Origin of the sequence: Flavobacterium gawalongense (genome assembly GCF_007097265.1) — a bacterium.
Lineage (GTDB): Bacteria > Bacteroidota > Bacteroidia > Flavobacteriales > Flavobacteriaceae > Flavobacterium > Flavobacterium gawalongense.
This window is the reverse complement of record NZ_VJZP01000017.1, coordinates 41,772-56,442: the sequence shown is the minus strand read 5'-3', so window position 1 is coordinate 56,442 and position 14,671 is coordinate 41,772. Positions and strand designations below refer to the sequence as shown.

At 33.9% G+C, this 14,671-nt stretch carries 14 protein-coding genes; 3 read left to right on the top strand and 11 right to left on the bottom strand.

Annotated features, from left to right (window positions below):
* Positions 1–13 precede the first annotated feature (13 nt).
* The 11 genes from atpA to FNW38_RS10370 form a co-directional block, all read right to left on the bottom strand.
* A complete protein-coding gene (gene atpA, locus FNW38_RS10420; RefSeq protein WP_073209437.1) occupies positions 14–1,591 on the bottom strand; it encodes a F0F1 ATP synthase subunit alpha in 1,578 nt (525 codons plus the stop codon).
* A 38-nt stretch (positions 1,592–1,629) separates the two neighbouring features.
* Positions 1,630–2,163 carry an ATP synthase F1 subunit delta gene (gene atpH / locus FNW38_RS10415; RefSeq protein WP_143387329.1) on the bottom strand — a complete coding sequence of 178 codons (534 nt, stop codon included), beginning with the start codon at positions 2,161–2,163 and terminating at the stop codon, positions 1,630–1,632.
* Between the two features lie 5 nt (positions 2,164–2,168).
* Entirely contained in the window at positions 2,169–2,669 is a 501-nt protein-coding gene (locus FNW38_RS10410; protein WP_143387328.1) for a F0F1 ATP synthase subunit B, read from the bottom strand.
* A gap of 116 nt (positions 2,670–2,785) precedes the next feature.
* The gene (gene atpE, locus FNW38_RS10405) at positions 2,786–2,977 is read right to left on the bottom strand and encodes an ATP synthase F0 subunit C (RefSeq protein WP_073353856.1); all 192 of its coding nucleotides are present in this window, start codon (positions 2,975–2,977) and stop codon (positions 2,786–2,788) included.
* 96 nt (positions 2,978–3,073) lie between these two features.
* Positions 3,074–4,207, bottom strand: a complete 1,134-nt coding sequence (atpB, locus tag FNW38_RS10400) for a F0F1 ATP synthase subunit A (protein ID WP_143387327.1) — start codon at positions 4,205–4,207, stop codon at positions 3,074–3,076.
* A 120-nt stretch (positions 4,208–4,327) separates the two neighbouring features.
* The gene (locus tag FNW38_RS10395) at positions 4,328–4,720 is read right to left on the bottom strand and encodes a hypothetical protein (protein WP_143387326.1); all 393 of its coding nucleotides are present in this window, start codon (positions 4,718–4,720) and stop codon (positions 4,328–4,330) included.
* Positions 4,721–4,827: 107 nt separating this feature from the next.
* Positions 4,828–5,055, bottom strand: coding sequence for an AtpZ/AtpI family protein (locus tag FNW38_RS10390; protein ID WP_143387325.1), 228 nt, complete (start codon positions 5,053–5,055; stop codon positions 4,828–4,830).
* Positions 5,024–5,431 (bottom strand): bactofilin family protein, encoded by a 408-nt coding sequence (locus FNW38_RS10385; protein WP_143387324.1) that lies wholly within the window; start codon positions 5,429–5,431, stop codon positions 5,024–5,026. The genes FNW38_RS10390 and FNW38_RS10385 overlap by 32 nt, the downstream gene beginning before the upstream one ends.
* Positions 5,432–5,433: 2 nt before the next feature.
* Positions 5,434–8,061, bottom strand: coding sequence for a type IX secretion system periplasmic lipoprotein PorW/SprE (gene porW, locus FNW38_RS10380; protein WP_144064522.1), 2,628 nt, complete (start codon positions 8,059–8,061; stop codon positions 5,434–5,436).
* 265 nt (positions 8,062–8,326) lie between these two features.
* The gene (locus FNW38_RS10375; protein ID WP_143387322.1) at positions 8,327–9,022 is read right to left on the bottom strand and encodes an ABC transporter ATP-binding protein; all 696 of its coding nucleotides are present in this window, start codon (positions 9,020–9,022) and stop codon (positions 8,327–8,329) included.
* 61 nt (positions 9,023–9,083) lie between these two features.
* Complete coding sequence (locus FNW38_RS10370; RefSeq protein WP_143387321.1) at positions 9,084–10,547, bottom strand: DUF5687 family protein; 1,464 nt, start codon at positions 10,545–10,547, stop codon at positions 9,084–9,086.
* A 124-nt stretch (positions 10,548–10,671) separates the two neighbouring features.
* Here FNW38_RS10370 and FNW38_RS10365 point away from each other — a divergent pair, with 124 nt between their 5' ends.
* From FNW38_RS10365 to FNW38_RS10355, 3 genes are all read left to right on the top strand, one after another.
* Positions 10,672–11,724 carry a ferredoxin--NADP reductase gene (locus FNW38_RS10365; RefSeq protein ID WP_143387320.1) on the top strand — a complete coding sequence of 351 codons (1,053 nt, stop codon included), beginning with the start codon at positions 10,672–10,674 and terminating at the stop codon, positions 11,722–11,724.
* Between the two features lie 222 nt (positions 11,725–11,946).
* The gene (locus FNW38_RS10360) at positions 11,947–12,519 is read left to right on the top strand and encodes a helix-turn-helix domain-containing protein (RefSeq protein WP_143387319.1); all 573 of its coding nucleotides are present in this window, start codon (positions 11,947–11,949) and stop codon (positions 12,517–12,519) included.
* Between the two features lie 108 nt (positions 12,520–12,627).
* A complete protein-coding gene (locus FNW38_RS10355) occupies positions 12,628–14,106 on the top strand; it encodes a serine hydrolase (protein WP_143387318.1) in 1,479 nt (492 codons plus the stop codon).
* Positions 14,107–14,671 lie beyond the last annotated feature (565 nt).

Below are 14,671 nucleotides of genomic sequence, written 5' to 3'. Positions count from 1 at the left end.
CAATATACATTTCTTAGTTATATTTTGCTGATAATTCTTTTGCTACAGTTTCGATTACATCTGTAATTTCGTCTGTTAACTTTCCTGCTTTCAAAGCATCAAGAGTTGCTCTGTGTTTGTTGTTTAAGAATTCCAAGAAATCTTTCTCAAATTCTCTTACTTTATTCACAGGAACATTTCTCAATAAGTTTTTAGAACCAGCATAGATAATCGCAACTTGGTCTTCAACAGTATAAGGATCATTCAAACCTTGTTTCAAGATCTCAACGTTTCTTTTTCCTTTTTCAATTACGTTCAAAGTAACTGCATCTAAATCAGAACCAAATTTAGCAAAAGCTTCCAATTCACGGAATTGAGCTTGATCTAGTTTTAAAGTACCTGCTACTTTTTTCATTGATTTAATTTGTGCATTTCCTCCAACACGAGATACAGAAATTCCTACGTTAATCGCAGGACGAACCCCTGAGTTAAACAAATCTCCATCAAGGAAAATTTGACCATCTGTAATCGAAATTACGTTTGTTGGGATATATGCAGAAACGTCACCAGCTTGAGTTTCAATAATTGGTAAAGCAGTCAATGAACCACCACCTTTTACAATTGATTTCAATGAATCTGGTAAATCGTTCATGTTTTTAGCAATTCCATCATCAGCAATTACTTTACAAGCACGTTCTAATAATCTACTGTGAAGGTAGAAAACGTCTCCAGGATATGCCTCACGTCCCGGTGGTCTTCTTAATAAAAGAGAAACCTCACGGTAAGCAACAGCTTGTTTAGATAAATCATCATAAACAATTAAAGCCGGACGACCTGAATCTCTAAAATATTCTCCAATTGCAGCACCTGCGAAAGGAGCGTAAACTTGCATCGGAGCCGGATCAGAAGCATTAGCAGCAACAATAATGGTATAAGCCATTGCGCCTTTTTCTTCTAACATTTTAGCAATTCCAGCTACAGTTGACGCTTTTTGTCCAATTGCAACATATATACAAAATACAGGTTTTCCTGCATCGTAAAATTCTTTTTGATTTAAGATAGTATCGATACAAACAGTTGATTTACCTGTTTGACGGTCACCAATAACTAGCTCACGTTGTCCACGTCCAACTGGAATCATTGCATCTACTGCTTTTATTCCTGTTTGTAATGGCTCAGTAACCGGTTGACGGAAGATAACTCCAGGAGCTTTTCTTTCCAAAGGCATTTCGTATAAATCTCCACCAATTGGTCCTTTTCCATCAATTGGAAAACCAAGAGTGTTTACTACACGACCTACCATTTGTTCTCCTACTTTAAGAGAAGCAATACGTTGTGTTCTTTTTGCAGTTGAGCCTTCTTTGATTCCTGTTGATGGTCCTAAAAGTACCACACCTACATTATCTTCTTCAAGATTCAAAACAATAGCTTCTAAACCATTGTCAAATTCAACTAACTCTCCATATTGAACATTAGAAAGCCCGTAAACACGAGCAATACCATCTCCAACTTGAAGTACTGTTCCTACTTCTTCCAGTGTAGCACCAGATTCAAAACCTTCTACTTGCTTTCTTAATATTGCTGAAATTTCAGCAGGTTTGATTTCCGCCATCTTAATTTATAATTTAGACACTTAAATGTGTAATAAAACTAATTACTTAACTCTCTTTTTAATACTTGTAATCTGTTGGCTACTGAAGCGTTATACTGCTTGTCTCCTATTCTTAGAATAAATCCTCCAATGATTGAAGCATCTACTATATTTTCTATTGTGATTTTTTTATCTGAAAGGGTTGCAATTTTCGCTAAAACTTTAGCTTCTAATGCTGCATCCATAGGAATAGCTGTAGTTACCTTTGCTACCTCAATGCCATTCATCTCGTCAAACAATTTGTTGTATTCTAAAGCAATAGCTTCAAGAATTTCGAATCTTTTGTTTTCGAACAACAAATGGAAAAGTCCTTTTGTTACCCCATTCGCATCTGCAAAAACTTCCAATAGTGCACTTTCTTTCACTTCAACTTTAATGGTAGGATTTCCAATGAAAGTGTTCAATTCCTTATTTCCATTGATTGTTGAAGCAATTAAAGTCATATCGCTGCTCACCTCATTGTCCACTCCAATGGAGTTTGCTAAGTCTAGAATTGCCTTTGCATAACGAATTGCTGCTCTTGTACTTGCCATAATTGTTAGTTTATCTTTACGTCACCTAACATTTTCTCAACTAATTTAGTTTGAGCTTCTTTGTTAGATAATTCGTCTTTCAATATTTTTTCTGCGATACTCAATGACAAAGTGGAAACCTGTAATTTCAATTCGGCCATAGCTGCATTTTTTTCACTTTCAATTGCTGCTTTCGCTTGCTCGATCATTTTCAGACCTTGAGCTTGCGCTTCGTTTTTAGCATCAGCAACCATTTTCTCTTTCATTTCACGAGCGTCTTTAAGCATGTTGTCACGCTCTAATCTTGCTTCTTGTAAAATGCGTTGGTTATCCGCTTGCAAATTTTGCATTTCTTTTCTAGCGTTCTCAGCTGAAAGCAATGCGTTTTTAATTCCTTCTTCTCTTTCATTAACTGCATCAAGAATAGGTTTCCATGCGAATTTTTTTAACAAGAATATCAATCCAACAAATATTACTATCTGCCAAATAAACAAACCAAACGAAAAATCATTTATTAACTTATCCATTATATCTAATTATAAATTTTAAAGTATGAATTGCTTTTAATCGCAATTTTTAATGTTTTAATTTTAAAAACAATAGTCACAACCAACCGTTGTAACTATTGTTCTTTAAGTTTTAATTAAGATGCGAATAATGCAGCGAAACCAATACCTTCAATAAGTGCAGCTGCAATAAGCATAGCTGTTTGGATTTTTCCAGAAGCTTCTGGTTGACGAGCAATAGCGTCCATTGCTGAACCACCAATTCTACCAATACCTAAACCTGCTCCAATAACAATCAATCCTGCTCCTACAATAGTTGGAATTTCCATAATATATAAATTAAAAATTAAACATTCTTGTTTGAAAGCTATACGCTTTAGGCAGTAAGCCCGTATGCTAAATAGCCTTGTGCATATAGCATATGCCTAATGCGATTCTTCGTGATGATGCTCTTCGTTTCCTGCTCCAAAATAAAGTGCAGATAACATTGTGAAAATATACGCTTGTAAAAACGCCACTAATATTTCAAGGATAGAAAGCGCAAATGCCAATCCAAAAGACAGCGTACTTCCAATCCAGCTTTTAAAGATAAACATTAAACCGATAATACTCATTAAAACTACGTGCCCAGCCAAAATGTTAGCATACAAACGTATCATTAATGAAAATGGTTTGATGATTGTTCCTAGTAACTCTATTGGAGCCAAAATAAATTTCATTGGAGTTGGCACACCTGGCATCCAGAAAATGTGTCCCCAATAACTTTTATTTGCCGAGAAAGTTGTGATTAAATAAGTCAATAAGGCTAAAGACGCTGTAATAGCAATATTCCCAGTTACGTTAAACCCCAGTGGTGTTAAACCTAAGATATTAAGGAAGAAAATAAAGAAAAATATAGTTAACAAATAACTCATATATTTTTTATATCCTTTTTCTCCAATGTTTGGAATTGCGATTTCGTCTCTAATATAGAGTACAATAGGCTCAAAAAAACGTCCGGCTCCAGAAGCGATTCCGTTATTTTTACCGTAAGATTTCGCTAAACCTGCAAACAATAAAAACATCAAAACTGCTATTCCTAAAATTCCCACAACACTTTTAGTAATCGATAGATCAAGTGGGGTTGCATTTGTAGGATGACCGTGTTCTCCTTCTGTTAAAGTTCCATCCGCCTCCGTTTTGTATATTTTTTCGTGGTGCAATACATAATAATTACCATTATGTTCTGCCGTTTTTTCGCCATGATGAAATTTTGAAGAAGAAAAAACCTGAAGACCATTATCCCAAAGAATAATTGGTAATGAAAAACCATAATGCTCACCCGTTTCTTCATTTACAGATAATGTAAAATCATGAGCATCCAAAAGGTGATGATTGATAAATTCCTTGATTTTAGATTTTACATCTGTTGGTTCAGCATGAGCCTCTTCTGTCACTTCATGAGCAGCTTCCGTTTTTACTTTCACAGAACCCTCTTCAGGATTTGCAAAACTAATTAGAGGAAGACACGCTACTAAAGCTACTAATATAAATCTAAGTGGTTTGTTTGAAATCACCATAACAGTTAATTATCTTAATTTATTACGTTTCTGAAATTTGGTGCAAAGGTACATTTTTTATTAATATTCAAAAGAATATAAAAAATTATTTTTGGAACATTTGACACATAAATGACATATTCATTGCTTTTCATTTAATATGCGTATCGTTAATATCGTTTCAATTGCTAAAAAGAGAATAAACATTACAAAAAAATTCTTTTTCTCTACCGCAATGTTTTGAGTTGAAACCTGTAATAATGGTCTTAAAATCAAATAACAAAAAACCATTTTAATGCTTGTTCCCAGAAGAAATGACATTCCAACATTATCAAAACTGCGTTCTTTGACTTTCAACAAAACAATAAAGACTATTGTTGATAAACCTAAAAAAAGTAAATAAAGCGTTTCTATCGAATAATAAAAAGCTTGGTCATTTATATGTAAAACATAAAAAACAATTTTATGAAGGAGGTAAGCTAATCCAGCCAATAACAGTAAGCTTAGAAGCGGTTTGGAATTTTGTAAATTCATTGGGTTTGTTTTTTGTCGCAAAGGCACTACGGCGCAAAGTTATTTTGATTTGTAACAAAATCACAATGTTTTATAGTTGGTTCTTAATGACTTTGTCTTTTGGAAAATTACTGCTTTTTGTTGATTTCGTTTACTTGTCTTATTACATTATACAAAGCCAATGCAACACCAACCATCACTAAAATTTTATTGTAATACACTTTTGGATGGGGATGATTTTCGTCTAACCAGTCTCCCAGATAGGAAAACAGAAAGATGATTGCCCCCATTTGAATCGGGATATTAATCAGGGCCAGCCACTTACTAGCTTGTTTTTTGTTGGGTTTGTTCTCCATCGTTTGGCATTAGATTTTTTATATTGGTCTTCATTGCACAAGAAGCACTAAATTCAGCACCGGGTTCCACAGACAATTTCCCTACTGAAACTTCGCCTTGAATACTTGCTTTGGATTTTACATTCAAGATTTCAGTTACATGAATTTTACCATTGAACTTCCCTTCTATATCAGCATTTTTGCAAACTATATCACCGGTAACGCTTCCCGCAGGTCCAATAACAATTTTACCACTGGATTGAAAATTGCCTATTAATTCCCCATCCAATCTAAAATCGGCCTGAGAAATAATATCCCCTTTTATAGTGGTTCCCTCTACTATTCTATTGGTTTTACCCAAAAGATCAGTATATGATTTTGGCTTTTTATCAAACATGATTATGGGTTTTTAGGGGCTAAATAAGCCTCAAGATTTTTCTTGATTTGGATTACTTTATAGTTTTCTGCGGAAACAACTATTGCTGGTTCGTCAATTTTATACTTCTTATTTTCTTTTAAAACCTGAATGATATTTTTTGCATAAGGCTCCGAATTAATTCCATGAATGGTAATGAAATTTTCTTTTTCAGTATAAATATCATAGGAATAGGAAATCGTCTGAAAATTCTCATTGGCAATGAACAACTTCAATTTATCTTCAATTGCCTTTGTGTTTTTATCGGCTCTTGCGGCTACTTTATAAAGAATTTTCCAATTCTTCGCATCAACAATACTAAAATCCTTTTCTTCTAAAAACGGAATTTGAGTGGTCAGGATTTCTACGGATTTTTTACCTTCTTCACTGTTAGGATAGTTATCCGCCAATTCCTGCAATGCTTTTTTATAGGCTGACAATCCTCTAAGTTTTCCAAGAGTGGTTGCTTTTAAAAGTTCAAATTTTGAAACAATTTCATCACCAGAAAACTGATTAATCAAATCGTCAATTTTTGCTAGCACAACAGCATATTGCTCTTCTTGATACAATTTATACCATTTGTTATATACTTTCTCCGGTGATTCATTATCTGAAGCTACATTCGAATTGGTATTGTTTATTATTTGTGCATAACGAGAATTTGGAAATTGACTCGAAATTTTGTTTTTAATGGCCTCCGCTTTAGCAGCATCTGTAATTTGGTAAATTTTATATAAATTATAAAGTGCCGGAAGAATCAGTTTTTCTTCTGGATTATTTTTTAATAACTGTTCCAGTTTAGCGCTGGCCAATTCATATTCTTTGAATTTTTCTTTATAAATAACCCCAAGTTGATAATAGGCAAAATTACGTTCTTTGGCAATGCTGTCAATCGCGGTTTGATTTGTTGGAAGTTGTTTTAGATAATAATCGGTGGTGTATTTTTCAACTGGCTTGTCTACGGCTAATTTATCTTCCGATGTCGCTTTGTCTCCGTTTATGGAGTCTTTCACAGCAAAATCAGTTTTATTGGCTGACAATCTCCAATTCCCGTTTGAAGATCGGTCTCCCCATGTTTTTTTAAATTCCAGTTTTCCAAAAGCAATAGTCGTAGGATTATAAAAATAGAAAACACTGGTCTGTTGTCCGGAAATACTGGTCATAGTGGGTGGTGCCAAGGATGATTTCTTCGCTGGTTTTCCTGGTTCCTGGTTAGGAGAAGCCGGATCAATAGCAGCGGTTTTAGTGTTCCTTTCTATATTTTCTTGTTTGGCTTTCAGTTTTTCTTCTAAAATTCTTTTGGCTTCATCCGTCTTTTTTAAGTTATAGATATAATTTTCAAAATACAAAACCCTGTCCGTTTCTGACAAAGCAACTACATTCAAAATACTGTCGTTTGTTTTGGCAATAGCTTCGAGTTGTATTACTTCATCTAAATCTTTTCTGGTTTTTTGAATGCGAATGAATTCTCTGGTTTTAACATCCAGCTTTACTAAAGTACTGTCATAATACTTAGCTGCCACCGGATAATCGGCATTTTTGAAATACATATTTCCTAAATCCCTGTAGTTTGAAGCAATCAAATATTGGTCTGTTGTTGCTTTTTTTAGCGACGCATTGTAAAAATTTAAAGCTATTTTTTGTTTGTTGTTTTTATCATAAAACACCGCCTTTTCTCTATAAATTACATCTAGAAATGGTCTGTTTTCTCTGTCGGCAATTAATTTGTTGTATGTTTTTAAAAACGCAGTTGTGTCTCCGCTTTTATAATCGAATAATTGCGCTTTTTTTGCGTAAGCCTGAATAACATATTTCCTTTCGGACTTTCTATTCATATCTATCACCGATTGATAGCTGTAAATGGCGCTGTCCTTTTTACCTAATTCCTCGTACAATTGTCCAAGAATAAAACGATACCTTGCTCTTTCCGCATTTACTTTCGTGTATCTCTCGGCTATTTTTAATTTTATTAAAGCGCTGTCTTTTTCTTCCAAGTTCAAAAAAGCTTCTGATAAAAGTGCATTCGCATCGGCAAAAACTTGTTTTTTCAACTCTCTATCCTTCAGCATTTTGGTCATATTTTTTACTACCAAAGCATCATTCCCAAGTCGCATGTTGGTTTTTTCACGCCAAATTTTGGCTTCATAAATTCTGCTGCTATTGGGATATTTGTATAAAATATAATTGAATGCATCCAGTGCCGGAACGAATCTTTGGTCGTAATAACGGGATTTCCCAAGTAGTAAATACGCTTCATCAATCTGGCTGTTTTTTTCCCTTCCGCCAATGTTCATGGAATGTTTTTGAATTGCCTTTGTGGCTTTGGTCTCGGCCAATTCAAAATCAGCATTTTTAGGTTTTCCTTCTGGAGATATTTCCTCATCCATTTGCATTCTTTCGATAGGCAAACGCTTCCAAAAATTATCTTTACTATTTGATTTTATACCATTAATCCCTTTGTCTAACCCGATTTGCCCGTTGTATAAAATATTATATTTCGTGCTCAAAGCATGGGATTTTCTCGCCAAAAAAGTGTCCTTTTTAGTAGAACACGCTACCAAAAACAACAAAAATACTAGAGAAAATATAGGTTTTAATGTGTTGGTTTTCAATGGTAAACGTTTTTTATCAATTAACTTCTAAAAATACTATTTAGTATAATGACTTGTAAAAATACGTTTCTTTTTGATATCGTGGAAATTATTGGGTTTCTTTTTGATTCCTGGTTTTGCGTGAGATTTGAGATTAAGAGGAGAACAGCCAGTGGCTGTTAGGTATTTATTATTGCTGTTTTAGGTAAAGATTCACTTATTATATTTTATTTTGAAAAAAGCCCGACCCAGAATTTTTCTTTCCGGGTCACGCCCAAATTAAATTTTAAACTGCAAAAAATAGTTCCAGCTCTTGCAAAGTTTCTGCAGATGTTTGAATATCCTTCACGACTTCTCCCTTGTTCAGTGCCACAATTCTATCGCAAACCTCGACGGTATGCAATAAATCATGACTGGAAACCAGAACCGTTACGTCAGGATTTTCGGCTAATTCTTTGATGATTTTTTTCAATCTATTGACCGTTGTCGGATCTAAATTAGCAAATGGTTCGTCTAAAATTACCACTTCCGGGTTACCAATAAGTGTCGCGATAATTCCCACTTTCTTTTGGTTTCCTTTGGATAAATCCCGCAAATACTTTTTGTTTTTTAAGATTTCGCCATTAAAAAATTCCTCGTGGTTGGCTAGCAAAGCATCGATATCCGCTTTGTTCTGTCCGCGTAAATCACCTATGAAATAAAAATATTCTTCGGGTGTTAAGTAGCCAATTAAAAAGCTTTCGTCCAGAAAAGAAGCCGTGAAAGGCTTCCAGTTTTCGCTTGAATTTACTTGAATCTCATTGTTGATAATGTGCCCCGTTGAAGGTTGGATTAAATCCAAAAGCAAACTAAAAAATGTGGTTTTTCCGGCGCCATTATTCCCTACCAATCCAAAACTTTGTCCTTTTGGAATTTCTAGATTTTTAATTTTAAGAACCGTTGTGCCGTTATATGTTTTTGAAAGATCGTTTACTTGTATCATTTTTAGAAAGGTTTATTCGGTTATTCGTTGATTTGGTTAATCGCTTTATGGAAATTGGCTATTAACTCTTTTGCTTGTAAGCGGCTATGGTTTTGTACTTCTCGGTTTTATAAATCTTTTCGATCAATGAAAAGACTTTATCTCTCAAAGCAAAACCTATTATTCCGGCAATAGCCACCATTGTTAAACCTAAATTGGGACTCATTAAAGTGGAACCAATCCAATAAAGTCCCAACGGCAATAGCAATTTAGGCAAGGAGATCAACATGGTATTTACATTAAAGGCTTTTTTATCTCCAAAAGCGCCTTTGCTGGAATCTAAATCTATTGGCGTTTTTGTATAAGCACCCGCAAGAAGCACCAAATGTGAATTCACTCCAATATTATAAATGGCGCCCACAACAATTGTCAGATACACGTGCCATCCAAAATACAAATAGAATGAAGACAAAATCGTCGAAATAACTGTTGCAATAACAATCAGCCACCATTTTGAGCTCAAATATCCTCGATACGGAATGTTTTGTGTCATCATTAATTGATAATAAGAGCTGTCCCAACTAGGCACAAATTGTCCGAAAGTGAATAAAAAACCTCCTGAGACAAAAATTCCTGCGAAAATGTGCATCACCGGATTGTATAAAGCATGATTTTTAAAAAACAGGAGACCATAAAATAAAAACACCACACTCATGATAACTGTAGTTTTTGATCGTTTGTTTCTTTTGATGAGTTTAATGTCATTTTTTAAGAATGTTCCCAATGTTCCAAACTGGTTCAACCAAGTTAAATCCTCCGTTTTGGCGATTTGGTGTTTATTTGAAAGTCCTGAATCAAGATACAAGTTGTTTTTGAAATAGTTGAACGTAACATAATACAGTCCAATTAAAGCCGAAATTGGCAGTAAAAATAGCCATTTTGTATGGAATAGACCCTCAAAGAAAACCGTAGTGTAATTGGTAATATCAAAAACATGATAATACTGACAGCCTCCCAAAACAATCACAATCCCGACGAAAATGGCAAACAAATTGTCTTTATTATTCAATACGATATTTAGAAAATTATTGATATAAATCAACGAAATCATGGCTAAATGCCAAAGCAATACGCTCACCACATCATAACCTTCCATGATTAATACTACTGAAAATGGCAAAAAGAAAAAAGCATGTGCGTAATTAAAAAAAGACAGCATGGTTTTACCCAAAGAAAAATGGACAATTGTTGGTTTCTTAAACGGTAAAACCAATAAGGGACGAATGTTCATTACCGGAATTTTTTGCAACAGCAGACGAATAATTAAATCAAATAAAAAGTAGTAAATCAGGAATTTATTTACTGTTACCAATGGTTCCAAGTTCATTTTCCGGATGAAATAAAAGGCTCCAATTCCCAAAGCCAAAAAAACTAAAGCAAAATAAATAGCCAAAAAAAGCATCAAGATTTTTAAACCTAAATTTGTTGCGAAGGAAGCTGATCTCGTAAAAGCCTTCCATTCGAGATAGATAAATTTTTCGAACATGATTTATAGTTTGGTTTCGTAATTGGTAGTTAAATTCTTGAAATGTTACATCTAATATAAAAAAATCGGCAATTATAATCTCCATTTATTTGTCGTTTCCTACTTTTGTAAAAAAATTAATCACATGCCATCCTTTTTAAAACTTATTATAAAAGAAGTAAAACGTGAAACCAAAGACGCAGTTTCCATACTTTTTAATGTTCCTGAGGAATTAAAACCAAACTATACTTTCATTGCGGGTCAATATATTAATCTTCGGCTTACCTTAGACAATCAGGAAATTCGTCGTGCGTATTCTCTTTGTTCCGCTCCAGAAAGTGGGGAATTACGAATCGCTGTAAAAGCAGTAACAAATGGTGCTTTTTCTCAGTTTGCCAATACAAAATTGAAGGCAGGTGACGCGCTAGAAGTAGGAAAACCAGAAGGGAAATTTACTTTTGAACCACAAGCTGACCGACAAAAAAATTATGTGGCTTTTGTAGCCGGAAGCGGAATCACACCCGTACTTTCTATCCTGAAATCAGTATTGAAAAGCGAACCTAAAAGTTCTTTTGTTCTTGTTTATGGTAACAAATTTCCCGAAGAAACTATCTTTCATCAAGAATTGCACAATTTGCAATTGCAATATGTAGGTCGTCTTTTTGTGCATTATGTTTTCAGTCAAGCCAAAGCAGAAAATGCATTATTTGGAAGAATTGAAAAATCGACGGTAAATTTTGTTTTGAATAATAAACACAAGGAATTGGAATTTGATAAGTTCTATTTATGTGGACCGGAGGAAATGATTAATTCGGTTTCCGGTGTTTTGGCAGCACACAATATCAAAGAATCAGCCATAAAATTTGAATTATTTTCTGCTTCTTCCAAAGAACATAAAATCGAAAAATCATTAGAAGGACATTCGAAAATCACTGTTATGGTAGATGATGAAGAAACGACTTTTGAAATGTCACAAAAACAAACCATTCTTGAAGCAGCTTTAAAACAAGGTCTTGATGCTCCTTATTCTTGCCAAGGCGGAATCTGCAGTAGTTGCCTGGCTAGAGTTACATCAGGAACTGCCGAAATGACTAAAAACTCTATTCTTACTGATAAAGAAATCGCTGATGGATTGATACTTACTTGTCAAGCCCACCCAACATCAGAAAACATTTATGTGGATTATGATGACGTTTAGAAAAATCTAAATGATAACGAAAACTTCTCTGAAAAGGGAAGTTTTTTTATTTTAGGGAAATTGTAATTTTAACTATATTGGCAGAATAATAGGACAATCATCATCTCCCAAGTTTAGACTAAAGAAATGTGATGGAGTCATAGATATAAACCTGATTTGGGATGGCTTTGTATGATTTTATCAGACCTATAAACGAGTTAACGGTAATTTTAAAATCACAGAATGTCAAAATTAAAAAGTATAAGAGAATTACAAAATCTGACTCAACAGGAATTATCTGAAAAATCAGGAGTTTCGGTAAGAACAATTCAGCGAATTGAATCAGGAAAAGAGCCAAAAGGTTATACACTTCGAGTTTTGGCAAAAGCATTAGAAGTAGAAGAAGACGAATTGCTTTACAAAGAATCTGAACAAGAAAAATCCGAGATTGTCGAAGAAAAAAAAGAATCCAAAGAAGCGGTTTTGATTAACTATTCCTCTCTAAAATTAATCAACCTTTCATCAATTCCATTTATCGTAATTCCGCCACTGAACATCCTCGTTCCGCTTGTTCTGATGCTGACGATGAAACAAAAAAATATCTTAACAAAGCAACTCATTTCTGTTCAAATACTTTGGACGATAATTGCACCCATCGTGTTTATGTTAGGCATTTTTTTAAAGCTCGGCAACAAGTTTACCCTAATCATTATGATACTAATTGTTTTATCGAATGTGTTTATTATCCTTCGGAATGCAATAGAAATAGATAGAAACAAAAAACTTCATTTCATGCTGAATTTCAGTCTGATATAAAAATTTGTCGGGATTTTGTCAGGTTATTGTCGGGGAACTTTTTAGGACAGAAAAAATGAATTTCTAACCTTTGCGAAAAAAATAATTACAGCAAAACAAAATTTCGTTATGACAAAAAAGATTCTCTTAAGCTTCATCATTGCCGTCATTTTTAGTGCAAACAGCAAAGCACAGGTTGACAAAAATTCAGACCTCTATAAAGCCATTATTTCTAAAGACAGTTTACTTTTCAATGTAGGTTTTAACACTTGCGACATCTCTCAATTTGAAAATTTGTTGAGTAATAATTTAAAATTTTATCACGACAAAGACGGAATTTCTGACAAAACAAAATTCCTTTATGATCTAAAAAACGGATTGTGCAAAAATCCCGAAACCCGTCAAGTAAAAAGAATTTTAGTAAAAGAAAGCACTAAAATTTTTCCACTTTATAAAAATGGAATGCTCTATGGAGCAGTTCAACAAGGAGAACATTTATTTTATGAAAAACAGGAAAACCAACCCGGAATTGCAAAGTTCACAAACGTTTGGCAATTGGAAAACGGCGATTGGAAATTAGCGACATCTTTAAGTTTTGACCATCAAGCATATCAATTACAAAAAATAGAAAACTCATTTTTTGATAATGATGCTGAAATTGAAAAGTGGCTACAAGAAAATAAAGTTCCAACTCTTGGACTTGGAATTATTGAAAATGGAAAACTCAAACAAATAAAAGTTTTCGGAGAAATAACAAAAGGTGTATCAGCACCTTACAATACTATTTTTAATGTTGCTTCTTTAACAAAACCCGTAACAGCAATGGTAGCGTTGAAGTTAGTAAGTTTAGGAAAATGGAATTTGGACGAGCCTGTTTACAAATATTGGACAGACCTAGATATTGCAAATGACCCACGAAATAAAAAATTGACAACAAGACTTATTTTAAGCCATCAAACAGGTTTTCCGAATTGGCGTTTTTTGAATGAAGATAAAAAACTCCATTTTCAATTTGACCCAAGGACAAAATATCAATATTCTGGCGAAGGTCTTGAATATTTGAAAAAAGCGTTAGAAAAGAAGTTTAATAAATCATTACAACAATTAGCCAACGAACTAATTTTTCAACCACTAAAAATGTATGAGACAAGATATGTTTGGGACAAAAATGTAGATACATCAAGACTTGCTATTGGTTATGACAAAAATGGAAACGCTTATGAAACAGTAAGAAACAAAACACCAAATGCAGCGGATGATTTATTGACAACCATTGAAGATTACGGAAAGTTTTTAGTAAGCGTAATGAATAGCGATGGATTGACACAAAAAGTATTTGATGAAATGATTTCCCATCAAGTTGAAAGTTCAAAAGGAAAACATTTTGGATTAGGTTTTGAAATTTATGATTTAGGAAATGGAGAATATGCTTTGTCACACGGTGGTTCTGACAAAGGTGTTCAAACGATTGCATTTATTTTTCCAAAAACAAAACAAGGACTTTTGATTTTTACAAACTCAGACACAGGCGCAAGTGTATATGAAAACTTATTGAAACATTATTTGGGTAAAAACGGACAAAAAATATTTGACATCGAAACGAAATAAAAAAACTACCGCTAACATCTAGCAAACTAGGCGAAAAAACACGATAGCGTGGATTTGCAATCCGTGCCCGCAAAACTGAGCCAAAAACAACTGTGTTTTACATAAGAAATTTACATTTATTAAGTTTGGTAAAAATGACATCCCAACTGGCGCTCGTTTGTCCACGTTCTCTGGTGCTCGTCTGCGACGAGTGCCTACTTAAATTAAGAGACAAATTATAGCGTTTGCAACGCGGATAGCTAAAACAGGAGTGCCTTTAAACAAGTATACGTCTGTTTTATATTATAGTTTCTTAAAATCAATATATTTGAAAAAAATGTCTGAGAAATATAAAGTTATCGATAGTACAGTATCTACTTTTATAACCATAACGGTTGTAGACTGGGTAGAATCTGTTTATAATAGCCGCGTTGCAAACGCTTTATTTAGTTCACACAAGTAAGTAGGTACCCGTTGTAAACGAGCACCAGTGGGGGATATTGATCATAATGATAAAATTTTAGAGAAAATATATGACATTCTTTTACAACACGAATTTCAGGAACAATTAAGAAATTTTGAATTT

What these genes read in the sequence shown, in the direction of transcription:
- FNW38_RS10360 (WP_143387319.1), top strand. Translation starts at nt 11,947, where the DNA reads ATGTCAAAATTAAAAAGTATAAGAGAATTACAAAATCTGACTCAACAG.
- FNW38_RS10390 (WP_143387325.1), bottom strand. Translation starts at nt 5,055, where the DNA reads ATGGAGAACAAACCCAACAAAAAACAAGCTAGTAAGTGGCTGGCCCTG.
- atpH (WP_143387329.1), bottom strand. Translation starts at nt 2,163, where the DNA reads ATGGCAAGTACAAGAGCAGCAATTCGTTATGCAAAGGCAATTCTAGAC.
- FNW38_RS10385 (WP_143387324.1), bottom strand. Translation starts at nt 5,431, where the DNA reads ATGTTTGATAAAAAGCCAAAATCATATACTGATCTTTTGGGTAAAACC.
- FNW38_RS10365 (WP_143387320.1), top strand. Translation starts at nt 10,672, where the DNA reads ATGCCATCCTTTTTAAAACTTATTATAAAAGAAGTAAAACGTGAAACC.
- FNW38_RS10370 (WP_143387321.1), bottom strand. Translation starts at nt 10,547, where the DNA reads ATGTTCGAAAAATTTATCTATCTCGAATGGAAGGCTTTTACGAGATCA.
- atpB (WP_143387327.1), bottom strand. Translation starts at nt 4,207, where the DNA reads ATGGTGATTTCAAACAAACCACTTAGATTTATATTAGTAGCTTTAGTA.
- FNW38_RS10375 (WP_143387322.1), bottom strand. Translation starts at nt 9,022, where the DNA reads ATGATACAAGTAAACGATCTTTCAAAAACATATAACGGCACAACGGTT.
- FNW38_RS10395 (WP_143387326.1), bottom strand. Translation starts at nt 4,720, where the DNA reads ATGAATTTACAAAATTCCAAACCGCTTCTAAGCTTACTGTTATTGGCT.
- atpA (WP_073209437.1), bottom strand. Translation starts at nt 1,591, where the DNA reads ATGGCGGAAATCAAACCTGCTGAAATTTCAGCAATATTAAGAAAGCAA.
- FNW38_RS10410 (WP_143387328.1), bottom strand. Translation starts at nt 2,669, where the DNA reads ATGGATAAGTTAATAAATGATTTTTCGTTTGGTTTGTTTATTTGGCAG.
- atpE (WP_073353856.1), bottom strand. Translation starts at nt 2,977, where the DNA reads ATGGAAATTCCAACTATTGTAGGAGCAGGATTGATTGTTATTGGAGCA.
- FNW38_RS10355 (WP_143387318.1), top strand. Translation starts at nt 12,628, where the DNA reads ATGACAAAAAAGATTCTCTTAAGCTTCATCATTGCCGTCATTTTTAGT.